Genomic DNA, 23,038 nt, shown 5'->3' with positions numbered 1-23,038 from the left:
CTATGTCTAACCTTCGTAGCCTGACGTTTGACGCCATCATCGTGGGTGGCGGTGGCTCTGGCCTGCGTGCCGCTCTTGAACTGGCCAAGTCCGGTAAAAAGACAGCGGTACTGTCCAAAGTGTTCCCGACACGCTCCCACACGGTTTCTGCTCAGGGCGGTATCACCTGTGCGATTGCCTCCGCCGACCCGAACGACGACTGGCGCTGGCACATGTATGACACCGTCAAGGGCGGCGACTATATCGCTGACCAGGACGCTGCCGAGTACATGTGTTCGGAAGGCCCCAAGGCCGTCTTCGAACTCGAGCACATGGGCCTGCCGTTCTCGCGTTTCGACAATGGCCGCATCTATCAGCGTCCGTTCGGTGGTCAGTCCAAGAACTTTGGTGAAGGTGGTCAGGCGGCACGTACCTGCGCCGCCGCCGACCGTACCGGTCACGCGCTGCTGCACACCCTGTACCAGAACAACCTGAAGAACAACACCACGTTCCTGAACGAGTGGTACGCGGTGGATCTGGTCAAGAACGCCAACGGTGACGTGGTGGGCTGTATCGCCATGTGCATCGAAACCGGCGAAGTGGTGCACGTCAAGTCGAAAGCCACCGTGCTGGCGACCGGCGGTGCCGGACGCATCTACGCGTCGACCACCAACGCCCTGATCAACACGGGTGACGGCATCGGCATGGCGCTGCGCGCTGGTTTCCCGATGCAGGACATGGAAATGTGGCAGTTCCACCCGACCGGTATCTACGGTGCGGGCACGCTGGTCACCGAAGGTTGCCGTGGTGAAGGTGGCTACCTGGTCAACAAGGATGGCGAGCGTTTCATGGAGCGCTATGCGCCCAACGCCAAAGACCTGGCGGGCCGTGACGTCGTGGCGCGTTCCATGGTCATGGAAATCCTCGAAGGCCGCGGCTGTGGCGAGAAGGGCGACCACGTGTTCCTGAAGCTGGATCACCTGGGTGAAGAAGTACTTGGCAAGCGTCTGCCTGGCATCGTCGAGCTCTCCAAGACCTTCGCTCACGTCGACCCGGCCAAGGACCCGATCCCGGTCGTCCCGACCTGCCACTACATGATGGGCGGTATCCCGACCAATATTCATGGTCAGGCGATCACCCAGGACGAGAGCGGCAACGACAAGATCGTCAACGGTCTGTTCGCGTGTGGCGAAGCTGCCTGTGTATCGGTACACGGTGCCAACCGTCTGGGCGGCAACTCGCTGCTGGATCTGGTGGTCTTCGGTCGCGCCGCGGGTATGTTCATCGAAGGTGCACTGAACGAAGGCGTCGAATACCTGGATGCTTCCGAGTCGGACATCGAAACCGCCATGAAGCGCATCACTCGCTGGAACGAGTCTGAAGGCGGTGAAAGCATTCCTGAGCTCAAGGCCGAGCTGCAAAGCATCATGCAGAACTCTTTCGGTGTATTCCGTGAAGAGAAAAACATGCAGGAAGGTGTCAAACAGCTGGCGGAACTGCGTGGCCGCATCGACAATGCGCACCTGCCGGACAAATCCAACGCCTTCAACACTGCCCGTGTCGAAGCGCTGGAGCTGGACAACCTGATGGAAGTGGCAGAAGCAACGGCGATTGCTGCCCTTGAGCGTAAAGAGAGCCGTGGTGCCCACTCGCGCTACGACTACCCCGACCGTGATGATGTCAACTGGCTGAAACACTCGCTCTACTTCCCGGCTAGCAAAGAGCTGAAGCAGCGCGACGTCAACTTCAAGCCGAAAACAGTCGATACGTTCGAGCCGAAGGTTCGCACCTACTAATCTCCGCACCGACGAGAGGGAGACACCATGTCAAATCTTCAGGTATCCGTGTATCGCTACAACCCGGAAACCGACTCCGCGCCCTACATGCAGGAGTTCCAGGTCGATACCAAAGGTCGCGATCTGATGGTGCTGGATGTACTGCACCTGATGAAAGAGCAGGACAGTGGCCTGGCCTATCGCCGCAGCTGCCGTGAAGGCGTGTGCGGTTCCGATGGCATGAACATGAACGGCAAGAACGGCCTGGCGTGCATCACGCCGCTGTCGGACGTCGTGAAAAACAACAAGCTGACTCTGCGTCCGTTGCCTGGCCTGCCGGTCATCCGCGACATGGTCGTGGACATGGGCTTGTTCTACAAGCAGTACGAGCGCATCCAGCCGTATCTGCAAAACGACACGCCAGCGCCTGCCATCGAGCGTCTGCAGTCGCCGGAAGAGCGCGACAAGCTGGACGGCCTGTACGAGTGTATCCTGTGCGCCTGCTGCTCCACGTCCTGCCCGTCGTTCTGGTGGAACCCGGACAAGTTCGTGGGCCCGGCGGGTCTGCTGCAGTCATACCGCTTCCTGGCCGACAGTCGCGATACCGCCACGCGTGAGCGTCTGACCAGCCTGGAAGACCCGTTCTCGGTATTCCGTTGCCGCGGCATCATGAACTGCGTGGCGGTATGCCCGAAAGGTCTGAATCCGACTCGTGCAATTGGTAAAATTCGTGAAATGTTGCTCGCAGATGCGACGTAACTCATTAATCCTGTGAAAAAAAAGCGACTACCACGTAAGTTGCATCACAAAGCTACTTAAATCGTGGCGCTTCGCTTGTTATCATAGGGGCTGTCATGGTGCGGCGACGCGCCGCACCATGGATCAGCCAAGTTTAAAAGCCGGTGCGACGAGTACCGGCTTTTGAGCATGAACTGGTAATGAAACGCGTCATCATACGTGTATGAACAAGGGCTACCGGCCTCAGGTCGGCGCCGCCGGCAAACGTCCCGCCCCGCCGGCAGGGCAATAGCGATGTCGTTGCACGCATGCAGCGATGCCGATACCACCCCATCAGTGCAGGGTGACCGAGAGATGCAACAAGGCATAATGGAGTTGATGTGGCGTTCCTCTCACGTTAGTGGTGGCAATGTCCACTACGTGGAAGCGCTTTACGAGCAGTACCTCGCCGATCCTGATTCTGTCTCAGACGAGTGGCGCAGCTATTTCGATCAGTTGCCGCGTGCTGAAGGCAGTGCCTCCCACGATGTTCCACTAAGCCCCATTCGTGATCAGTTCTACCAGCTTGGCCGTGAAAGTCGCCCATGCCGGGTAGTCGCCGCGTCCGACAGCGGTGAAAACAAAAAGCAGGTCAAAGTCCTGCAGCTGATCAACGCGTATCGCTTCCGTGGCCATCAAAAGGCCAATATCGACCCGCTTGGTCTGCGTAATCCCACCCCCGTCCCCGACCTCGACCTGTCATTCCATCAGCTGTCCAAAGCTGATCTTGATACCGAGTTCCAGACAGGTTCTTTCTTCCTGGGTATTGATAAAGCACCGCTGCGCGAGATCGTCGACGCGCTGGAGCAGACCTACTGCCGCTCCATCGGCTGCGAAATCATGCACATCGTGGATACCGAAGAGAAGCGCTGGCTGCAGCGTCGTTTCGAATCGGTACGCAGCGCGCCCAAGTTCAGCGATGACGTGCGCAAGCACGTACTGGAGCGCCTGACGGCTGCGGAAGGTCTGGAAAATTACCTGGCCTCCAAGTACCCGGGTACCAAGCGCTTCGGCCTGGAAGGTGGCGAGTCGTTCGTACCGATGATGGACGAACTGATTCAGCGCGCCGGTGGCTACGGCACCAAGGAAGTCGTGATCGGCATGGCCCACCGTGGCCGCTTGAATCTGCTGGTCAACATCCTGGGCAAGAACCCTGCGGATCTGATCGACGAATTCGATGGCAAGAAAGTCATCGAGCGTGGTTCTGGTGACGTGAAATACCACCAGGGCTTCAGCTCCAACGTCATGTCGCCTGGTGGCGAAGTCCACCTGGCCATGTCGTTCAACCCGTCGCATCTCGAAATCGTCGCGCCGGTGGTGGAAGGCTCGGTACGTGCCCGCCAGGATCGCCGCAACGACGCTGACGGAAGCAAAGTGCTGCCGATCAACGTTCATGGCGATGCTGCCTTCGCGGGGCAGGGTGTGGTCATGGAGACATTCCAGATGTCCCAGACCCGCGCCTACAAGACCGGTGGCACGGTACACATCGTCATCAACAACCAGGTGGGGTTCACGACCTCCAACCCGGCCGATGCACGCTCCACCGAATACTGTACTGACATTGCCAAGATGGTTCAGGCGCCGATTTTCCACGTCAACGGCGATGATCCGGACGCGGTCATTCACGCCACCCAAGTGGCCCTGGATTACCGTCAGCAGTTCAAGAAAGACGTCGTCATCGACCTGGTGTGCTACCGCCGTCGCGGCCATAACGAAGCCGACGAGCCATCGGGCACCCAGCCGCTGATGTACGCCAAAATCAAGGACCACCCCTCCTCACGCACGCTGTATGCGCAGCGTCTGATCGAGCAGGGCGTGCTGTCCGAAGACGACGCCAAAGCCATGGTGGAAACCTACCGCGATGATCTCGTGGCAGGCAATCACGTGGCTAACGCGCTGGTTCAGGAACCCAACAAGTCGCTGTTCGTCGACTGGGCTCCCTACCTGGGCCATGAGTGGACCGGCAATGCCGACACCACCTTCGACATGAAACGCCTGCAACAGCTGGCGGCGAAGATGTGTGAGATCCCTGACGGTGTCGAAGTACAGCGTCAGGTCGCCAAGATCTATGAAGACCGCCGCAAGATGCAGGCGGGCGGCATGGGGCTCAACTGGGGCTTCGCCGAAACGCTGGCCTATGCCACGCTGCTGGATCAAGGCCACCCGATCCGGATTACCGGTCAGGACGTTGGCCGTGGCACGTTCTCGCATCGTCATGCGGTGGTGCACAACCAGAAAGACGCGACGACCTACGTGCCGCTGCAGAACATGGCCGATGGTCAGCCCCGCTTCACCATCCACGACTCCTTCCTGTCGGAAGAAGCCGTGCTGGCGTTCGAGTATGGCTACTCCACCACGGCTCCCAACGATCTGGTGATCTGGGAAGCGCAGTTCGGTGACTTCTTCAACGGTGCCCAGGTCGTGGTCGACCAGTTCATTTCCTCTGGTGAGACCAAGTGGGGTCGCCTGTGTGGCTTGACCATGCTGCTGCCCCATGGCTATGAAGGCCAGGGCCCCGAGCACTCTTCGGCACGCCTTGAGCGCTTCTTGCAGCTGTGCGCCGAGCACAACATGCAAGTGTGCGTACCGACGACGCCTTCACAGATTTACCATCTGCTGCGCCGTCAGGTGATTCGCCCGCTGCGCAAGCCGCTGGTGGTCATGTCGCCCAAGTCGCTGCTGCGCCACAAGGAAGCCGTGTCCAGTCTCGAAGATCTGGCCCATGGCAAGTTCCACATGGTGCTGCCCGACCAGGGCAACCTGGATGCCGAGAAAGTCACTCGTGTGATCATGTGCGCTGGCAAGGTCTACTATGATCTGGCCAACTGGCGTGCTGAGAACGAGCGTGACGATACGATCATCCTTCGTCTTGAGCAGCTCTACCCCTTCCCGAAAGAAGAGCTTCTGGAAGTGCTCCAGGCATACGCCAATGTGGAAGACATCGTCTGGTGTCAGGAAGAGCCGCTGAATCAGGGCGCCTGGTACTCCAGTCAGCACCACATGCGTGCCGTGGCCGACCTGTTGAAAGACGGCCTGGGTCGTGAGTTGAAATTCGCAGGGCGTCCTGCCTCGGCTGCTCCGGCAGCGGGCTACATGTCCGTCCACACTGAACAGCAGCGCCAGCTGGTGGAAGACGCTTTTAATATTTAAGCGTCCGCCAGGCTTAGAGAACATATAAGGGAAACGACATGGCTACTGATATCAAAGCGCCAACCTTTCCGGAATCCGTTGCCGAAGGCACCGTGGCCGCGTGGCACAAGAAGCCGGGTGACAGCGTCGAACGCGACGAGCTGATCGTTGAAATCGAGACCGATAAAGTGGTGCTTGAAGTCGTCGCACCGGAAGCGGGAACCCTGACCGACGTGATGGCCGAAGAAGGCGATACCGTCGAGTCCGAGCAGGTATTGGGCAAGATCGGCGAAGCGAGCGGTGCTGGCAGCAAGAAAGAGAGTGCCGCCAGCGATGACAGCGCCGAGAAGGCCGAGTCCAAAGAAGCCGCCAAGCCAGCCGGTGGCAAGCAGCACGACGTGAAGGCGCCCAGCTTCCCTGAGTCCATTCAGGAAGGCACCGTGGCGACCTGGCACAAGAAAGTAGGCGAAGCGGTCAAGCGTGACGAAGTGCTGGCCGACATCGAAACCGACAAAGTCGTGCTGGAAGTCGTGGCGCCTGCCGATGGTGCCCTGGCGGAAATCAAGGCAGAAGAAGGCAGCCAGGTTGAGTCCGAAGCGATTCTGGCAACTTTCGTAGAAGGCGGTGGCAGTGACCAGGCCAGCGCTTCTTCTTCCAGCAGCGCTTCCAACGACGCTGACGATGAAGGCGCCGATGAGAAGGTGGGTGACAAAGTGTTGGCACCGGCTGCTCGCAAGATGGTTGCCGAGCACGATCTGGACGTTTCCAAGATCGAAGGTACCGGCAAAGGCGGTCGCATTCTGAAAGAAGACGTTCAGAAAGCCGTCAAGGATGGTTCGGCCAAGAAAGCTGCCAAGTCCTCTGCGCCGGCCAAGGCTGCGGCGGCTCCGGCGGTGGCGGGTGAGCGCGAAGAGAAGCGCGTACCGATGACCCGTCTGCGCCAGACCATCGCCAAGCGCCTGGTTCAGGCACAGCAGACCGCGGCGATGCTGACCACGTACAACGAAGTGGACATGACGGAAATCATGGCCCTGCGTGCCCAGTACAAGGACACTTTCCAGAAGACCCACGATGTCAAACTGGGCTTCATGGGCTTCTTTGTAAAAGCCGCTTCCGAAGCGCTCAAGCGCTTCCCGGACGTCAATGCCTCCATCGACGGCACCGACATCGTCTACCACGGTTATCAGGATATCGGTGTCGCCGTTTCCACCGACCGTGGCCTGGTGGTACCGGTACTGCGTGATACCGACAGCATGAAGATCGCTGACGTCGAGCGCAGCATCGTCGACTTCGGCAAGCGTGGCCGTGACGGCAAGCTGGGCATGGACGACATGATCGGTGGTACCTTCACCATCACCAACGGTGGCACCTTCGGTTCACTGATGTCGACGCCGATCATCAACCCGCCGCAGACCGCTATCTTGGGCATGCACAAGATTCAGGATCGCCCCATGGCGGTGAATGGCAAGGTCGAGATTCGCCCGATGATGTATCTGGCGCTCTCCTACGACCACCGCATGATCGATGGTAAAGATGCGGTAAGATTCCTGGTGACTATCAAAGAGCTGCTGGAAGACCCGGCTCGCTTGCTGCTGGACGTATAACGAAGCGCGTTGATCCGCCTTCGCTGTTGATGAAACGTTCTCTGCAATCGCACTTTGCCTCCTGCCCGGTTTAGATCAACCCGGGAGGGGGCAACCAAGCTAAAGGAGCCAACATGGCTGACAAGTTTGATGTGATCGTTATCGGTGCTGGCCCTGGTGGCTACGTAGCGGCTATCCGCGCTGCGCAGCTGGGCCTGAAAACCGCCTGTGTTGAAAAATGGATTGGCAAGGAAGGCAAGGTCGTCCACGGCGGCACCTGCTTGAACGTAGGCTGTATCCCGTCCAAAGCGTTGCTTGAAGCGTCGCACAAGTTCGTCGAAGCCAAGCACGATTTCGACGACATGGGTATCGAAGCCGGTGACGTCACCATGGACGTCAAGAAAATGATGGCCCGCAAGGACAAGATCGTTAAGAACTTGACCGGCGGCATCTCTGGCCTGTTCAAGGCCAACGGCGTGACCGCCATCGAAGGTACCGGCAAGGTCGTATCTGGCAAGCAGGTCGAAGTCACCGATCTGGACGGCAACACCACCGCCTACGACGCCGACAGCATCGTCATCGCGGCAGGCTCCGTACCGGTGGAAATTCCGCCCACGCCGCTGACCGAAGGCCTGATCGTCGACTCTACCGGCGCACTGGAATTCCAGGAAACGCCCAAGCGCCTTGGCGTGATCGGCGCTGGTGTCATCGGCCTGGAGCTGGGCAGCGTCTGGAACCGTCTGGGTTCTGAAGTCACCGTTCTGGAAGCGATGGACTCCTTCCTGCCGATGGTCGACACCACGATTGCCAAAGAGACTCAGAAACTGCTCAAGAAGCAGGGTCTGGATATCAAACTGGGCGCCCGTGTGACCGGTTCCGAGACCAACGGTGAAGAAGTCATCGTCAAGTACACCGATGCTGACGGCGAGCAGGAAATCACCTTCGACAAGCTGATCGTATGTGTCGGCCGTCGTCCTTACACCAAAGGCGTTGTGGCCGATGGCGTGGGCGTCGAGCTGGACGAGCGTGGCTTCATCTTCGTGGACGACCAGTGCCGTACCAACGTGCCGGGCGTTTACGCGATTGGCGACTGTGTTCGTGGCCCGATGCTGGCCCACAAGGCCTCTGAAGAGGGCATCATGGTGGCGGACATCATCGCCGGTCACAAGGCCGAGATGAACTACGACACCATCCCCAGCGTCATTTATACCTTCCCGGAAGTGGCCTGGGTCGGCATGACCGAGCAGGACGCCAAGGCCAAGGGTATCGAAGTCAAGACCGGTAGCTTCCCCTTCGCAGCCAGCGGCCGTGCCATGGCCAACAACGCCACCGAAGGCAGCGCCAAGATCATTGCCGATGCGGAAACCGACCGTATTCTCGGTATGCACATCGTGGGTCAGCACGCCGGTGAGATGATCGCCCAGGGCGTGATCGCCATGGAATTCGGCTCCAGCGCCGAAGACCTGGCATTGACCTGCTACGCGCACCCGACCATGTCGGAAGCCGTGCACGAAGCTGCTCTGGCGGTAGAAGGTCATGCCATTCACATGGCCAACCGCAAGAAGCGCAAGTAATTCGCTAAGCAACAACCAAGCGCCACCGTCAGGTGGCGCACCACTTTCATGGCGGCGTGGCAACTCGCCGTCATGAAAGTACGGGGATGACCAGCACCTGCAAGATGTTCTTCAGGGCGACTGATCATCGTTCGAGTCACATGCAACCAATGGCATGAATCGATGAACCTTCACGAGTATCAAGGTAAACAGCTGTTTGCCGATTATGGTCTGCCAGTGTCCAAAGGCTTTGCCGTGGACACTCCCGAAGAAGCAGTAGAAGCGTGCAAAAAGATCGGCGGCGACATGTGGGTCGTCAAAGCCCAGGTTCACGCTGGCGGCCGCGGTAAAGCGGGCGGCGTCAAGCTGATCAAGGACCCGGCAGAAGCCAAAACCTTCGCCGAGCAGTGGCTGGGCAAGAACCTGGTCACTTACCAGACTGACGAAAAAGGTCAGCCGGTTGCCAAGATTCTGGTAGAGACCTGCACCAACATCGCCGACGAGCTGTACCTGGGCGCGGTCGTTGACCGTACCACTCGTCGCGTCGTGTTCATGGCCTCCACCGAAGGCGGTGTCGAGATCGAAACCGTCGCCGAAGAGACGCCGGAAAAGATCCTCAAGGCCGAAATCGATCCGCTGGTCGGCGCACAGCCCTACCAGGCGCGTGAGCTGGCGTTCGCGCTGGGTTTGGAAGGCGATCAGGTGAAGCAGTTCACCAAGATCTTCCTGGGTCTCTCCAAGCTGTTCCACGACAAGGATCTGGCGCTGCTCGAGATCAACCCGCTGGTGATCACCGACGAAGGCAACCTGCACTGCCTGGACGCCAAACTGGGCCTCGACAGCAACGCCCTGTACCGTCACCCGGACCTGCAGGCGATGCGCGATCCTTCCCAGGAAGATCAGCGTGAAGCCGACGCCGCGAAGTGGGAACTGAACTACGTGGCCCTCGACGGTAACATCGGTTGCATGGTCAACGGCGCTGGCCTGGCCATGGGCACCATGGACATCGTCAACCTGAGCGGCGGCAAGCCGGCCAACTTCCTGGACGTTGGCGGCGGCGCGACCAAAGAGCGCGTAGCCGAAGCGTTCAAGATCATCCTGTCTGACGACAACGTCAAAGCCGTTCTGGTGAACATCTTCGGCGGTATCGTTCGTTGCGACATGATTGCCGAAGGCATCATCGGTGCCGTTGAGCAAGTCGGCGTCAACGTGCCGGTCGTCGTTCGCCTGGAAGGTAACAACGCTGAATTGGGCGCTGAGAAGCTGGCGTCCAGCGGTCTGAACATCATCGCTGCTACCAGTCTGACCGACGCGGCTCAGCAGGTTGTCAAAGCAGCGGAGGGCAAGTAATGAGTATCCTGATCGATAAGAACACCAAGGTCATCTGCCAAGGGTTCACCGGTGGCCAGGGCACGTTCCACTCCGAACAGGCGATTGCCTATGGCACGCAAATGGTCGGCGGTGTTACGCCGGGCAAAGGCGGCCAGACGCACCTGGGCCTGCCCGTGTTCAACACCGTGAAAGAAGCGGTCGAGAAAACCGGCGCAGAAGCCAGCGTGATCTACGTACCGGCAGCGTTCTGCAAAGACTCGATCCTTGAAGCGGCCAACGCTGGCATCAAGCTGATCGTGTGCATCACCGAAGGTATCGCGACCCTCGACATGCTCGAAGCGAAAGTAAAATGCGACGAGCTGGGCGTACGTCTGATCGGCCCGAACTGCCCCGGCGTGATCACCCCGGGCGAATGTAAAATCGGCATCATGCCGGGTCACATTCACCAGCCGGGTAAAGTGGGCATCGTATCGCGTTCCGGTACTCTGACCTACGAAGCGGTCAAGCAGACCACTGACCACGGTTTCGGCCAGTCTACCTGTGTCGGCATCGGTGGTGACCCGATTCCGGGCTCCAACTTCATCGACATCCTGGAGATGTTCGAGAAGGACCCGAAAACCGAAGCGATCGTGATGATCGGTGAAATCGGCGGCACCGCTGAAGAAGAAGCCGCGGCCTACATCAAGGCCAACGTTTCCAAGCCGGTGGTTTCCTACATTGCCGGTGTGACAGCACCTCCTGGCAAGCGTATGGGCCACGCTGGCGCCATCATCTCTGGCGGTAAAGGTACTGCCGACGAGAAATTTGCTGCCCTGGAAGACGCCGGTGTCAAAACCGTACGCTCCTTGGCGCAAATTGGCGATGCACTGAAAGAAGTGACCGGCTGGTAAGCCGCGCACTTTTTCACAGCGCTAAAAAAGGGCACCTTCGGGTGCCCTTTTTGCGTTTTATGAAGGCTGTCGGAGTATTGGAGTGGGTCAACCCTGGCGCAATAGGCGAGTGCTGTAGAGCAGTAGCAGCGGTGCTCCGGCAGCAAGATAAAGGTGGTAGCTGATGAGCCGCCACACCAATACGGCGGCCGCGGCCTGCTCACGTTCCATCAAGGGTAGCAGCAGGCTTCCCACCCCCACTTCAGCAGCCCCGGCACCGCCAGGAAGAAAGCTGAACTGGCTGGCAGCCATGGCCAGCATCTGGGTTAGAAAGGTCCAAAGCCAATCGGCATGCCCGCCGATGCCAATCACCGCCAGATAGAGCAAGCTGTAGCGCAGCAGCCAGTGCATGGCCGTCAGCACCAGCATGGCTGCCAGCGTGGCGTTAGGTAGTGCCAGTGTGATACGCAGCGCGTAGCGGCAGCGCAACAGTCTCCGGACCAGCCAGCGCCTGCGGCCAGGGCGGAGCCATGCCAACAGTCCGATCAGCCATTGACGACGAGTCCGCAGCAACTTGGGTAGGTAGCTCATCATCAGCGAGACACCTACCGCTAACAGCACGAGCCCTAGTAGCGAAAGCTGAACCAACCCTTGGTGCGGCCATTGGGCGTTACCGAAAACTGATATTGCCATCAAGCCACTGAGCATCACCAGAAAGAACAACAGGTCGCACCCCTGGTCGATGAGGAACACCGCTGCGCCTTTTGAGGGAGAAAATCCCCGCTGGGCAAGTAGCAGCAGCAAGGTGGCCGGGCCGCCGCTGCCGCCGGGTGTTGCGCATAGTGCGCACTTGGCGGCCAGTTCAATGCCCAGCGCACCACGCTGACCAAGCTGACCAGCACGGCCGTTGAGCATCAGGCGCAGACGGGTGGCGTTCAAATTCCAGCATAGCGCCGCCATGGCGATCATGAGCAGCAGCAGGCCCAGAGGGAACTGCGCTACGTGTTCGAATGCCTGTCTGCCTCCTGCAAGCGATGTCAGTACCAGCGGTGCCACCAGAGCTACTAGCAGTAGCACACCGTGAAGCGGGCGAAAGCGCAGCAGTCGTTGAGGTTTAGCGACGGAGGGCGAGGGCATGGGGCTGTTCGAGTCCACAGAGGTCGACATAGTGTGTGAGCAGCGAGCCAATCACGCTATCCCAGCTGAACTGACGCTCCACATAGTGGCGTGCGAAGCGTCCGCTGGCGACAATGTCATTGCGAAACAGCGCGGAACAGGCGTCCGCCATCGCGGCTGGGTCAAGTGGCTGGCAGAGCACCCCGGCTCCAAGCGGTACGTTTTCCATCAGTGCGCCCGCCCGGGCGCCAATCACTGGTATGCCACTGGCCATTGCTTCCTGTGCCACCAGTCCAAAGGTTTCCCGAGTCCCCGCATGCAGCATCGCATCGCTGCTGGCAAGCGCCCTGGCGACCTCATGGCTTCCGCAGCAACGGTTCACCACCGTGACATTGCTTGGCACTTGGGTGGGCATTCCAGGGCCCATCAACAGCAGATGGTAGTCGCTGCCAAGTGCTCGCATGGTGGCTAGCAGCACATCGATATTTTTTTCCCGAGAGAAGCGGCCAACAAAAATCAGCAGCTTCTTATTCTCAGGAATGCTCATGGCTGCTCGAAAGTCGGGGTCGCGTCGAGAGGGATGGAACTGCTCCAGATCGACCCCTAGTGACTGCACGCGTACGTTGGGAACACCCCATTCAGTCAGGCGTTCAGCCATGGCGTGGCACGGCGCCAGCACGCTATCAAAACGCTGGTAAAGGTCCACCACATAGCGAACCAGCCGCTGACGAACATGGCGGCCAAATCGGTCACCCATCAAGTGAGGTAAGTCAGAGTGGTAGAACCCCACGACTGGCACGCCCAAGTGTTGGCCAGCTTCCAGCGCTGCCCAGGCGGTGACGTAAGGGTCGCCTGCTTCGATCAACGTGGGGGAGAGATTGATCAGCGCATCTTGCCAAGGGCGACGGCGGACTGGAAATCGATAGCCTTGGCCAAGAGGTAGATGCAGCGCTGGCAACGTATGGTGATCCCCTAAGCTATCACGCTCAGCTCCAGGCACCAGCAGGCTTGTGCGCAGGCCTGCCGTTCGGGAGAGCACGCGATGCTTGGCCTGCAAGTAGGTGCGAACCCCGCCACTTGCTGGGGCGTGAAACATGGTCACATCGGCGATATGCAAGGTAACCTCCGAGCCACATAAGGGTCAAAGAATCACCTTAGGGAAGAATTACGTCAATTCTGCGACAATATCCTGGCGCGGTAGAAATAAAAACGCCACGGACGAACCGTGGCGTTAGCAGACGCTGGGCTGCAAATGAGTGATTAAACAGCGGGTTTCGCCACCAGCGAGCGGGTCTCTTCACGGGCTTCCGTGAGCGAGACACGCAGGCTGTCGCCCAGTTTGAAGCGCTCTTCGCCTTCGATCTGAATGCGGCCCTCTTTATCGTCGATCACCACCTTGTCGCGGTCGCTATGCATCAAGGGGGCAGGCACGAAGGCCGTGGCGCCGTTTTCGATCAGACGCACCCGCATGCCGCCACGATTGATGGCCATGATTTCGGCCTCGAAGGTATCCTGGTTCTGTGCTGCCGGGGTCAGGTAGCGAACGTAGAGCCAATCTTTCACGTCACGCTCGGCCATGCGGTTCAGGCGGCGGCGTTCGGTGAGCTGCTCGGTGAGCTGCTGGCTGGCCTCTGCCGGGGCCTGTTCACCCTTGAGCACGCGCTTGATCAAGCGGTGGTTGACCATATCGCCATACTTGCGGATCGGCGAGGTCCACGTGGCGTAGGCGGGCAGCCCCAGGCCGAAATGCGGGCCAGGCTGGGCCGACATGCTGGTGAAGCCCTGGAAACGGCGCAGGCGGGCATCCAGCCAGGCGTCGTCACGGCTTTCCAGTGCGCGCTTGAGCTCTTTGTAGTGCGCCAGCTCGGTCAGTGCTTCCTGGGCCACGTCGATCTCCTGACTGGCGAGGAACTCCTGGGCCGCTTCGGCTTTTTCGGGCTCGAAGGCGCGGTGCACGTTGAAGATGCCGTGGCCGATATGGCTGGCCAGGAAGTCTGCACAGCAGGCGTTGGCCGCAATCATCGACTCTTCGATCATGCGGTTGGCGATGCGCCGGTCTTCGGTACGCACGCCCAGCACGTTGCCTGCTTCGTCCAGATCGAACACGTAATCCGGACGGTCCTTGAACACCAGCGCGTGCTCGTTGCGCCAGGCGGTGCGGGCTTCCGTCATGGCCTGCAGCGCTTTGAGCTGCTCGGCAATCTCTTCGGCCGGTGCCCAGTCGCCCTGGCCTTCGATCCAATCAGAGACGCGCTCGTACACCAGCTTGGCGTGGGAGGTCACGTTGGCGGCAAAGAAACGGTAATCGCCCAGGCTGCCGTCGGCGTTGATGTCCAGCGTACACGCCAGGGCCGGGCGCTCCTGGCCTTCCCACAGCGAGCACAGGTCATCGGCCAGCTGCTCCGGCAGCATGGTGACGTTCTGGCCCGGCAGGTAAACCGTGAAGGCACGCACACGCGCTTCCAGGTCGGCCGCGTGCTCCTCATCCACATACGCCGTGGGGTCGGCAATGGCCACGCTCAGCTGCCAGCCGCCTTCCGGACGCGCCACCACGTGCAGGGCATCGTCCATATCGCGGGTCTTCTCACCATCGATGGTGAAGAAGGGGCGTTGCGTCAGGTCTTCCCGAGTCAGGCCCTCATCGCGCAGCGGCCAGTCGCTACCGGCATCCGGGCACTCCTGCTCCAGCGCGTGGCGCGCCAGGGTGACACGCCACGGCACGGCGGGGTTGTCGACCTTGGCGACCAGCTCGTCGATTTGGGCAAAGAAGCCGCGATCGTTCTCCTTGAGCGGGTGACGCACCAGACGCGCCACGACCCAGTCGCCGTCGCCAATGCTGTCTTCGTCCAGGCTGTTCTTGATGCGGGCTTTCAGCACATTGCGAATCGAGGGGTGATCGGGCACCACTGCCAGGCGGCCTTCGCGCTTTTGCACGCGGGCGATGAAGCGGTCCAAGCCCGCTTCGATCAGCTTCTCCGGCTCGACGGATTTTTTGTCGCCGTTCTCATGAATAACGGCTTCGACGCGGTCGCCGTGGAGCACCTGCTTCATGGCAGGCGGCGGCACGAAATAGGATTCGCCGCTGTCGGTTTCAAGAAACCCGAAGCCTTTTTCGGTGGCTTTGATCACCCCTTCGGCGCGGGGAGTGGTTTCACGGATCTGTTGCTTGAGCTGGGCAAGCAGGGAGTTATTTTGAAGCATGTGTTCGATCAGTTGGCGAGAGTAGGGTGCCACTATACGGATTCCCGTTGGCTGCGCCAATCGTTGCCCTTGGGTAAGTCACGCCCGCTCAGGCGGGTCAATGACTTACCCGCTTGCGGATGAATCGGTTAAGCTGAGGCTCACTTCATGCGCCACGCCCAAGGAGCCTGTATGACCCCACGCCTGATTGTTTCCGACCTGGACGGTACGCTGCTGGGTAGCGACCACCGGTTACACGACAGCACGGTAGACGTACTGCGCGCCCTGGTGCAACAGGGTCACCATGTGGCGCTGGCCTCGGGCCGTCACTACCACGACATGCGGGTGTTTCGTGAGGAACTGGCCATTCCGGCCCATTTGATCAGCACCAACGGTGCTTACACCCACGCCCCGGATGACCGCTTGATCAGCGCGTCTCACCTGGCACCTGAACATGCACACACCTTGATTCATCTGCCCCGGCCTCCGCAGGTGCGCCTGAGCCTGTATCGCGATGATGGCTGGCATGTCGATGCCGAAGCGCCGCACCTGCTGTCGCTGCATGCCTCCACCGGGTTCACCTATGACGTGGTGCCACCCGAACAGATGGACCGCCACGGGGTGGGCAAGGTGCTCTATCTGGGTGACCCTCAGGCGCTGGCCGAACTGGAGGCCCAGGCCCACGCGGCACACGGTGAGGGGCTGCACATCACTTACTCCACGGTGGACTCACTGGAGATCATGGCGGGCGGGGTGAACAAGGGCGTTGCGCTGGCGGCGCTGCTGGAGTCATTGGGCCTCACCGCCGCCGACTGCCTCGCCTTTGGCGACAACCTCAACGACACCGAGATGCTGACCCTGGCCGGGGAGGCGCAGGTCATGGCCAACGCCCACCCGGCGCTGTTCGACCGTGTGCCCGATGCCCGGCGCATTGGTCATCACGGGGAAGCGGCGGTGGCCCAGTGGTTGGCTGAGCGTTTCGGGCTGTCGGGTTAGCTCTGCCACCTTAGTCGAGAGCCGCTTGCGGTAGCGACAGCGCTCCACCATCATCTAGCCCCTAAAACGATAACAACCCAGGGGCGCTTTCCACGATGACAACCACGCCTGCGACCTTGATGGTGGTCGATGATGACCCGGAAATCCGTGAGCTGCTGGCGGATTATCTGGGGCGCCACGGTTATCGGGTGTTCACGGCCGAAGGGGCGCAGGCGCTCTATCAGCAGCTTGCCGAGCAGACGCCGGATTTACTGATCGTCGATGTGATGATGCCGGGGGATGATGGCTTTACCATCTGTCGCGAGTTGCGCAAGCACAGCGACTTGCCGATCATCATGCTCACCGCCAGTGCGGACGATACCGACCGTATCCTGGGGCTGGAACTAGGCGCCGACGACTATCTTGGCAAGCCCTTCAACCCCCGTGAGCTGCTGGCGCGTATCAAGGCCGTGCTGCGTCGAAGCCGCACGGCAGTGGGCCCTCAGGAGGCTCGCTGGGTGCGCTTTGGCGAGTGGCAGCTGGACCGCATGACCCGTGAGCTGGTGGACCAGGCGGGCGAGCGTACGGCTCTGTCAGGTGCCGATTTCCAGCTGCTTCAGGTATTTCTGGAACGTCCCGCCCAAGTCATTACCCGTGACGACCTGTACGCCTTGACCCGGGGCCGAGACGCCCCGCCTCTGGACCGTTCCATCGACGTGCACGTGTGTCGGCTACGCCAGCGGCTGGGTGAAGATGCCCAGCACTCGCAGCTGATTCGTACGGTGCGCGGGGCGGGCTACGTGTTGACCGCTCAGGTAGACACCGCCCTGTGAAGCGCTGGCGACGCTGGCTGCCCGCCAGCCTGCGCGGTCGTTTCGTGATCATCATGATTGCAGGAGTACTGGCCGCCCAGGTGGCCAGCTACGCGATCTGGACCTCGCAAATGCGCGCTAGCCAGCTGGAGCAGCTCGATGAGCTCTCCAGCAACATGGCCTTCAGCATTGCGTCCACCATGCGCTTTTTTCGTTCGCTGCCGGTGGACTATCGCCATATCGTGCTCGACCAGCTGCGCAACATGGGAGGCACGCGCTTTTTTGTCAGCGTCAACCAGCGGCGCATCCCCGTGGAGGACATTGGCAGCGGCCCCGAAAAAGCGGTGGTGGTGAACAATGTCCACACGATCCTCACCCAGCAACTGTCGATCGACGATGTCGTGGTGGAGTTCTCCCGCCCCGAGACCCTGCGGGTATTCAATAATGAAGTGCTGCTCTACGACCTGCCGCCGCGCTGGGGCCAGCACAGCCTGCTGATGGAGCCGCTGTCGCCGCCCATTCTGGTGGTGCAACTGGAGCTGGCCCCGGATACCTGGCTCTACGTGGCGACCCTGCTGGGCGTACCGGACATTTTCAGCGGTTACCGCTGGCTCTCTGAAGAGCGTCTGCTGGCGGGGCTGGTGGTACTGCTGACCGTGCTGGCGCTGTCGCTGTTGGGCATCACCAGCGTGACCCGACCATTGGCACGGCTGTCGCGTGCAGCCCGTCGGCTGGGCGATGATCTGGACAGCCCGCCGCTGAGAGAGAGCGGCCCCAGAGAGGTGGCGGCCACCGCCGTTGCCTTCAACCGCATGCAGCGGCGTATTCGTGAGCAGGTAGAAGAGCGCGAACGGCTCTTTTCGGCGATTTCCCACGACCTTAAAACGCCCATCACCCGGCTGCGCTTGCGGGCCGAGATGCTCGATGACCCGCAGCAGCGAGAGCGCTTCTGCGCCTCACTGGATGAACTGGCGGAGCTGGTCAAGGGCGCGCTGGCCTCCGTGAAAGGGCTGGACCTCCACGAAGAGCCTGAACCCACTGACATGACGGCGCTTCTCGAGGCGTTGGCAGACGAGCTGCGTGTGCAGGGGAGCGACGTGCGGATCAGCGGTCAGGTGCCGCCGCTGACCGTCAAGCCGCTGGCCATGAAGCGGTGCCTGGCGAACCTGCTGGAGAATGCCGTGTTCTACGGCCAGCACGCCAACGTGGTATTGGAGGAGCAGGCGGGTGAGGTCAAGGTTCAGATTCATGATCGTGGCCCCGGTATCCCGGCGGAACAGAGGGAGCGGGTGTTCTCCCCCTTCGTACGCCTGGAAGCTTCGCGCAGTCGCCATACCGGGGGCAGTGGGCTGGGCCTGGGCATTGCGCGGCACATTGCTCGTGCCCATGGCGGCGACATTCGCTTGGCCAACCACCCCGCAGGGGGCCTCGTGGCCACCTTGACCCTGCCGCGCCAACCCACCGTGACAACCCTGTAAGCCCGACTATTACAAGGTTGTAATACTATGCAGGATTCGGTAACTCCCGTTGTGACGTAGGGTGACGTACTCTGCCATGAGCCGCTGCCTGCCAGTTGGGTTGTGCAGGTAGCGCGGCACTCTGTGTTCTTCATGACACCTCATAACAACAACAGCAGGAGCTATCTCATGCGTATTCTCTCACCCGTCTTCAAAAAATCTGCCCTCGCGCTGGCCTTGGCGGCTGGAACGGCCATGGCAAGTACTGCCCAGGCCAGCGAGGTGGAAGTGCTGCACTGGTGGACCTCCGGCGGTGAAGCCCGCGCCGCCAACGTGCTCAAGGAGCTGCTCGAAGCCGAAGGCTATGGCTGGCAGGATTTCGCCGTGGCCGGGGGCGGCGGTGAAACCGCCATGACGGTGCTGAAGTCTCGGGCCATGTCGGGCAATCCGCCGTCGGCTGCACAAATCAAAGGGCCGGAAATTCAAGAGTGGGGCGAGCTTGGCCTGCTGGGTGACTTGAACGACGTCGCCGAGGCCGAAGGCTGGAACGACCTGCTGCCGGGCATCGTGGCCGATATCATGCGTTACGACGGCCAGTACGTGGCCGTCCCCGCCAACGTGCATCGGGTCAACTGGCTGTGGGCCAACCCGGACGTGCTGGAGGCCGCAGGTGTCGAGATGCCCACCACGCTGGAAGAACTGTTTGCTGCCGGAGAAGCAATCCGTGAAGCGGGCTTCGTGCCGCTGGCCCATGGCGGCCAGGCGTGGCAGGACGCCACCGTGTTCGAAAGCGTAGTGCTGGGCAGCCAGGGCACCGAGTTTTATCAGCAGGCGCTGGTGGAGCTGGACCCGGAAGCCCTGGGGGGCGAGCAGATGGTTGCCGCGCTGGAAGATTTCAAACGCCTGCGTAGCCTGATGGATGAAGGCATGCCGGGGCGCGACTGGAACATTGCCACGGCCATGGTGATCGAGGGAGCCGCCGGTTTTCAGCTGATGGGCGACTGGGCGAAAGGCGAGTTCACCGCAGCGGGCCTGACGGCGGGAGAAGATTATCTGTGTGCTGCCGCCCCGGGTAGCGAAGACGCCTTTACCTTCAATATCGACAGCCTGGCCATGTTCCGCGTCACCGATGACGAGGAGCGGGATGCCCAGCACACGCTGGCCCGGCTGGTGCTGGAACCCACCTTCCAGGAAGCCTTCAACCTGGCCAAGGGGTCCATCCCCGCGCGGCCTGACCTGGACATGAGCGATTTCGACAGCTGCGCACAGCAGTCGCTGGCAGATTTCCAGCGTACTGCCGAGCAGGGCGGGCTGGTGCCCAGTATGGCCCATGGCATGGCCGTGCGTGCGGATGTGCAGGGCGCCATCTTCGATGTGGTGACCAACTACTTCAATGACGCCAACATGCCCGCCGAACAAGCCGCCCAGCGGATGGTCAGCGCCGCCCAGGCAGCGGCCTTTTGATCACGTCACCCTGACGCGAAGCGCCAAACGCGCTTGACCTTGGTGATCGGCGCCGCCGCAATGGCGGCGCCGACGGATGACGGGTGAGGAATTCCCATGACGAAACCTACTACGCGTGCCGCGTTGCCGCCTACGGCGTCCGGTCGGCTGCAGGCGTGGCTGCCGAAGCTGGTGCTGGCGCCCTCTGTCGCGGTGTCGCTGTTCTTTGTCTATGGCTTCATGCTATGGACGTTCGTGCTGTCGCTGACCAACTCACGCATGCTGCCCAGCTACCAGTTCGTCGGTTTTGGCCAGTATGCCCGGCTGATGGCCAACGAGCGCTGGTGGGTCGCTTCCACCAACCTGATGGTATTTGGCGCGCTGTTCATACTGATCTGCCTGGTGCTGGGAGCGCTGCTGGCCATTCTGCTGGACCAGAAGATTCGCCAGGAAGGCGCGCTGCGTACGGTGTATCTCTACCCCATGGCGCTGTCGTTCATCGTCACGGGAGTGGTGTGGAAGTGGCTGCTCAACCCGCAGCTGGGCATTCAAGCCATGGTGCGCAGTTGGGGCTTCGAGTCGTTTCGCTTTGACTGGATCGTGGACCCCAATATGGCCATTTACACCCTGGTGATTGCCGCCGTCTGGCAGGCCTCCGGGTTCGTGATGGCGCTGTTTCTGGCGGGGCTGCGTGGTATCGACGACAGCATCGTCAAGGCCGCCCAGCTCGATGGGGCCAGCCTGCCGCGCATCTACTGGCGGGTGGTGATGCCTTGCCTGCGTCCGGTGGTGTTCAGCGCGGTGATGATTCTGGCGCATATCGCCATCAAGAGTTTTGACCTGGTGGTGGCGCTCACCGGCGGTGGGCCGGGCTATGCAACGGACCTGCCGGCCACGTTCATGTATACCCATGCGTTCAACCGGGCGCAGATCGGGCTGGGGTCGGCCAGCGCCATGCTGATGCTGGGGGGCGTGCTGGCCATCCTGATTCCGTACCTCTACTCCGAATTGAGGAGCCGCAAACATGGCTAACGTGATCCGTCGCCAAACGCTGGGCGCGCGGCTGCTGCGCGGGGTGCTTTATGGCGTGCTGGTGCTGGCGGCCCTGTTTTATATTCTGCCGCTGGTGGTCATGCTGATGACCTCCATCAAGCCACTCAGCGAAATCAGCGCAGGCACTTTGCTGTCGCTGCCGCAAAACCCGACGCTCGAACCCTGGGCCAAAGCCTGGGGCGAGGCGTGTACCGGCATGCGCTGCGAGGGCGTGGGTGGCTACTTCTGGAACTCCTTTGCCATCGTCATCCCCGCCGTGCTGATCTCCACCGCCGTGGGCGCGTTGAACGGCTATGCGTTGACCAAATGGCGCTTCAAGGGCTCTGAACTTGTCTTCGCGCTGATGCTGTTTGGCTGCTTCATTCCGTTTCAGGTGGTGCTGCTGCCCATGGCGCAAACCCTGGGCTGGCTGGGGCTTTCCAGCTCGCGGGCGGGCTTGATTCTGGTGCATGTGGTGTTTGGTATCGCCTTTACCACGCTGTTTTTCCGCAACTTCTACGTGGGCATTCCCAACGAGCTGGTGTCGGCGGCCAAGCTGGACGGGGCCGGGTTCTTTCGTATTTTCTGGCGCATTCTGCTGCCGGTCTCGGCGCCGATCATCGTGGTGTCGGTGATCTGGCAGTTCACTCAGATCTGGAACGACTTCCTGTTCGGTGTGGCGTTCTCTTCCCATAACACCCAGCCGGTCACCGTGGCCTTGAACAATCTGGTCAATACCTCCACAGGCGTACGTGAATACAACGTCGACATGGCCGCCGCCATGATTGCCGCGCTACCGACGCTGGTGGTCTACGTGCTGGCGGGCAAATACTTCGTGCGTGGGCTCACGGCAGGCTCCGTAAAGGGCTAATAACAATAGGATTTTGATCATGGCAGCGTTAGAAATTCACAACGTACGCAAAGAGTTTGGCAGCGAACGGGTGCTGAAGGATGTCAGCATCTCCATCGACTCCGGCGAGTTTTTGATTCTGGTGGGGCCGTCCGGGTGTGGTAAATCCACCCTGATGAACGCCATTGCCGGGCTAGAACCCGTCACCAGCGGCAATATCTATATCGACGGCGAGGACGTCACCTGGCGGACCCCCGCCGAGCGCGATATTGCCATGGTGTTCCAATCCTACGCCCTCTACCCCAGCATGACCGTGCGCCAGAACATCAGCTTTGGCCTGGAGATGCGCAAGGTGCCCAAGGCCGAACGGGAGGCCGCCGTGGAGCGGGTGGCCGACCTGCTGCAGATTTCCCACCTGCTGGATCGCAAGCCCGCCCAGCTGTCCGGTGGACAACGCCAGCGGGTGGCCATGGGGCGCGCGCTGGCGCGAGAGCCCAAGGTCTATCTGTTCGACGAGCCGCTCTCGAACCTGGACGCCAAGCTGCGGGTAGACATGCGTACCGAGATCAAGAAGCTGCACCAGCGCTTGGGCACCACCATCGTGTACGTCACCCACGACCAGGTAGAGGCCATGACCCTGGCCGACTGCATCGCGGTGATGCGCGATGGGCATATCTTGCAGTTGGGTAGCCCCGACGAGGTCTATAACAACCCCGTGGACATGTTCGTGGCGGGCTTCATGGGCTCGCCGTCGATGAACTTCATCCTTGCCACGCTGGTGGCGGCCGGGGAGGGTTACGCCCTGCGCATTGCCACGCCGGGGGAGGCTGATCTGCTGCTGCCGTGGCCTGCCTCTCGCCATTCGCCAGGGCTGGTCGAGCGGCTGGAGAAATCGGTCATTCTGGGCCTGCGCCCGGAGCATTTCAGCGAGGAGGACCTGCGGCTCGCCGAGCAGGCGGAAGGCACCTTGCTGGAGGCCACGGTGAGCGTGGTAGAACCTACCGGGGCAGACATTCTGCTGCGTCTGCCGTTGGGCGAGCAGGAGATCACCGTGCGAGTCGGCCCCAAATGCCCGGTCGCACCCGGCGAGCGTTTGGCACTGCGGGTGGATATGTCCCGGGCGGTACTGTTCGATGCCGACACCGAGCAGCGGCTGGCCTGAATCGCTGCCTGACG

General features: G+C 60.9%; 17 protein-coding genes. 14 read left to right on the top strand and 3 right to left on the bottom strand.

From position 1 onward, the window contains the following. The first annotated feature begins 2 nt into the window (after positions 1-2). From sdhA to sucD, 7 genes are all read left to right on the top strand, one after another. Positions 3-1,775, top strand: a complete 1,773-nt coding sequence (gene sdhA / locus IE091_RS12065; RefSeq protein ID WP_189463743.1) for a succinate dehydrogenase flavoprotein subunit — start codon at positions 3-5, stop codon at positions 1,773-1,775. A 27-nt stretch (positions 1,776-1,802) separates the two neighbouring features. Further along, positions 1,803-2,513, top strand: coding sequence for a succinate dehydrogenase iron-sulfur subunit (locus tag IE091_RS12060; RefSeq protein WP_016914530.1), 711 nt, complete (start codon positions 1,803-1,805; stop codon positions 2,511-2,513). Positions 2,514-2,846: 333 nt separating this feature from the next. Next, positions 2,847-5,681, top strand: coding sequence for a 2-oxoglutarate dehydrogenase E1 component (locus IE091_RS12055; protein ID WP_189463742.1), 2,835 nt, complete (start codon positions 2,847-2,849; stop codon positions 5,679-5,681). Between the two features lie 38 nt (positions 5,682-5,719). Next, positions 5,720-7,264, top strand: coding sequence for a 2-oxoglutarate dehydrogenase complex dihydrolipoyllysine-residue succinyltransferase (gene odhB, locus IE091_RS12050; RefSeq protein WP_039176348.1), 1,545 nt, complete (start codon positions 5,720-5,722; stop codon positions 7,262-7,264). Positions 7,265-7,377: 113 nt separating this feature from the next. After that, the gene (gene lpdA / locus IE091_RS12045; protein ID WP_039176345.1) at positions 7,378-8,817 is read left to right on the top strand and encodes a dihydrolipoyl dehydrogenase; all 1,440 of its coding nucleotides are present in this window, start codon (positions 7,378-7,380) and stop codon (positions 8,815-8,817) included. 162 nt (positions 8,818-8,979) lie between these two features. Continuing rightward, on the top strand, positions 8,980-10,146 hold the full coding sequence (gene sucC, locus IE091_RS12040; protein WP_016914526.1) for an ADP-forming succinate--CoA ligase subunit beta: 1,167 nt from the start codon (positions 8,980-8,982) through the stop codon (positions 10,144-10,146). Beyond that, positions 10,146-11,018 (top strand): succinate--CoA ligase subunit alpha, encoded by an 873-nt coding sequence (gene sucD / locus IE091_RS12035; RefSeq protein ID WP_016914525.1) that lies wholly within the window; start codon positions 10,146-10,148, stop codon positions 11,016-11,018. The genes sucC and sucD overlap by 1 nt, the downstream gene beginning before the upstream one ends. Before the next feature lie 87 nt (positions 11,019-11,105). Here sucD and IE091_RS12030 read toward each other — a convergent pair whose 3' ends face one another. The 3 genes from IE091_RS12030 to IE091_RS12020 form a co-directional block, all read right to left on the bottom strand. Continuing rightward, the gene (locus IE091_RS12030; protein ID WP_144981656.1) at positions 11,106-12,134 is read right to left on the bottom strand and encodes a glucosaminyl phosphatidylglycerol flippase; all 1,029 of its coding nucleotides are present in this window, start codon (positions 12,132-12,134) and stop codon (positions 11,106-11,108) included. Then, complete coding sequence (locus tag IE091_RS12025) at positions 12,112-13,230, bottom strand: N-acetylglucosaminyl phosphatidylglycerol synthase (protein WP_144981653.1); 1,119 nt, start codon at positions 13,228-13,230, stop codon at positions 12,112-12,114. The genes IE091_RS12030 and IE091_RS12025 overlap by 23 nt, the downstream gene beginning before the upstream one ends. 143 nt (positions 13,231-13,373) lie before the next feature. Then, positions 13,374-15,314 carry an exoribonuclease II gene (locus IE091_RS12020; RefSeq protein ID WP_039176939.1) on the bottom strand — a complete coding sequence of 647 codons (1,941 nt, stop codon included), beginning with the start codon at positions 15,312-15,314 and terminating at the stop codon, positions 13,374-13,376. A gap of 171 nt (positions 15,315-15,485) precedes the next feature. On the opposite strand from IE091_RS12020, the gene IE091_RS12015 reads away from it, so the two are divergent. The 7 genes from IE091_RS12015 to IE091_RS11985 all read left to right on the top strand — a co-directional run bounded on the left by IE091_RS12015 (position 15,486) and on the right by IE091_RS11985 (position 23,024). Next, positions 15,486-16,289 carry a Cof-type HAD-IIB family hydrolase gene (locus IE091_RS12015; RefSeq protein ID WP_039176336.1) on the top strand — a complete coding sequence of 268 codons (804 nt, stop codon included), beginning with the start codon at positions 15,486-15,488 and terminating at the stop codon, positions 16,287-16,289. A gap of 95 nt (positions 16,290-16,384) precedes the next feature. After that, a complete protein-coding gene (locus IE091_RS12010) occupies positions 16,385-17,101 on the top strand; it encodes a response regulator (RefSeq protein ID WP_016914522.1) in 717 nt (238 codons plus the stop codon). Between the two features lie 53 nt (positions 17,102-17,154). Further along, positions 17,155-18,558, top strand: coding sequence for a sensor histidine kinase (locus IE091_RS12005; RefSeq protein WP_227408122.1), 1,404 nt, complete (start codon positions 17,155-17,157; stop codon positions 18,556-18,558). A gap of 168 nt (positions 18,559-18,726) precedes the next feature. After that, complete coding sequence (locus tag IE091_RS12000; protein WP_039176330.1) at positions 18,727-20,001, top strand: ABC transporter substrate-binding protein; 1,275 nt, start codon at positions 18,727-18,729, stop codon at positions 19,999-20,001. Positions 20,002-20,097: 96 nt separating this feature from the next. Then, a complete protein-coding gene (locus IE091_RS11995; protein WP_016914519.1) occupies positions 20,098-21,012 on the top strand; it encodes a carbohydrate ABC transporter permease in 915 nt (304 codons plus the stop codon). Then, complete coding sequence (locus tag IE091_RS11990; RefSeq protein WP_016914518.1) at positions 21,005-21,883, top strand: carbohydrate ABC transporter permease; 879 nt, start codon at positions 21,005-21,007, stop codon at positions 21,881-21,883. Before IE091_RS11995 ends, IE091_RS11990 begins: the two co-directional genes overlap by 8 nt. Positions 21,884-21,902: 19 nt before the next feature. After that, a complete protein-coding gene (locus IE091_RS11985) occupies positions 21,903-23,024 on the top strand; it encodes an ABC transporter ATP-binding protein (protein ID WP_189463740.1) in 1,122 nt (373 codons plus the stop codon). The last annotated feature ends 14 nt before the right edge of the window (positions 23,025-23,038 follow it).

The organism is Vreelandella hamiltonii, assembly GCF_014651775.1.
Classification (GTDB): Bacteria; Pseudomonadota; Gammaproteobacteria; order Pseudomonadales; family Halomonadaceae; genus Vreelandella; species Vreelandella hamiltonii.
The sequence above is the reverse complement of the archived record's forward strand: the minus strand, read 5'-3'. Positions and strand labels throughout refer to the sequence as shown.

What these genes read in the sequence shown, in the direction of transcription:
- sdhA (WP_189463743.1), top strand. Translation starts at nt 3, where the DNA reads ATGTCTAACCTTCGTAGCCTGACGTTTGACGCCATCATCGTGGGTGGC.
- odhB (WP_039176348.1), top strand. Translation starts at nt 5,720, where the DNA reads ATGGCTACTGATATCAAAGCGCCAACCTTTCCGGAATCCGTTGCCGAA.
- lpdA (WP_039176345.1), top strand. Translation starts at nt 7,378, where the DNA reads ATGGCTGACAAGTTTGATGTGATCGTTATCGGTGCTGGCCCTGGTGGC.
- IE091_RS11995 (WP_016914519.1), top strand. Translation starts at nt 20,098, where the DNA reads ATGACGAAACCTACTACGCGTGCCGCGTTGCCGCCTACGGCGTCCGGT.
- sucC (WP_016914526.1), top strand. Translation starts at nt 8,980, where the DNA reads ATGAACCTTCACGAGTATCAAGGTAAACAGCTGTTTGCCGATTATGGT.
- IE091_RS12000 (WP_039176330.1), top strand. Translation starts at nt 18,727, where the DNA reads ATGCGTATTCTCTCACCCGTCTTCAAAAAATCTGCCCTCGCGCTGGCC.
- IE091_RS12015 (WP_039176336.1), top strand. Translation starts at nt 15,486, where the DNA reads ATGACCCCACGCCTGATTGTTTCCGACCTGGACGGTACGCTGCTGGGT.
- IE091_RS11990 (WP_016914518.1), top strand. Translation starts at nt 21,005, where the DNA reads ATGGCTAACGTGATCCGTCGCCAAACGCTGGGCGCGCGGCTGCTGCGC.
- IE091_RS12020 (WP_039176939.1), bottom strand. Translation starts at nt 15,314, where the DNA reads ATGCTTCAAAATAACTCCCTGCTTGCCCAGCTCAAGCAACAGATCCGT.
- IE091_RS12030 (WP_144981656.1), bottom strand. Translation starts at nt 12,134, where the DNA reads ATGCCCTCGCCCTCCGTCGCTAAACCTCAACGACTGCTGCGCTTTCGC.
- IE091_RS12010 (WP_016914522.1), top strand. Translation starts at nt 16,385, where the DNA reads ATGACAACCACGCCTGCGACCTTGATGGTGGTCGATGATGACCCGGAA.
- IE091_RS12005 (WP_227408122.1), top strand. Translation starts at nt 17,155, where the DNA reads ATGATTGCAGGAGTACTGGCCGCCCAGGTGGCCAGCTACGCGATCTGG.
- sucD (WP_016914525.1), top strand. Translation starts at nt 10,146, where the DNA reads ATGAGTATCCTGATCGATAAGAACACCAAGGTCATCTGCCAAGGGTTC.
- IE091_RS12055 (WP_189463742.1), top strand. Translation starts at nt 2,847, where the DNA reads ATGCAACAAGGCATAATGGAGTTGATGTGGCGTTCCTCTCACGTTAGT.
- IE091_RS12060 (WP_016914530.1), top strand. Translation starts at nt 1,803, where the DNA reads ATGTCAAATCTTCAGGTATCCGTGTATCGCTACAACCCGGAAACCGAC.
- IE091_RS11985 (WP_189463740.1), top strand. Translation starts at nt 21,903, where the DNA reads ATGGCAGCGTTAGAAATTCACAACGTACGCAAAGAGTTTGGCAGCGAA.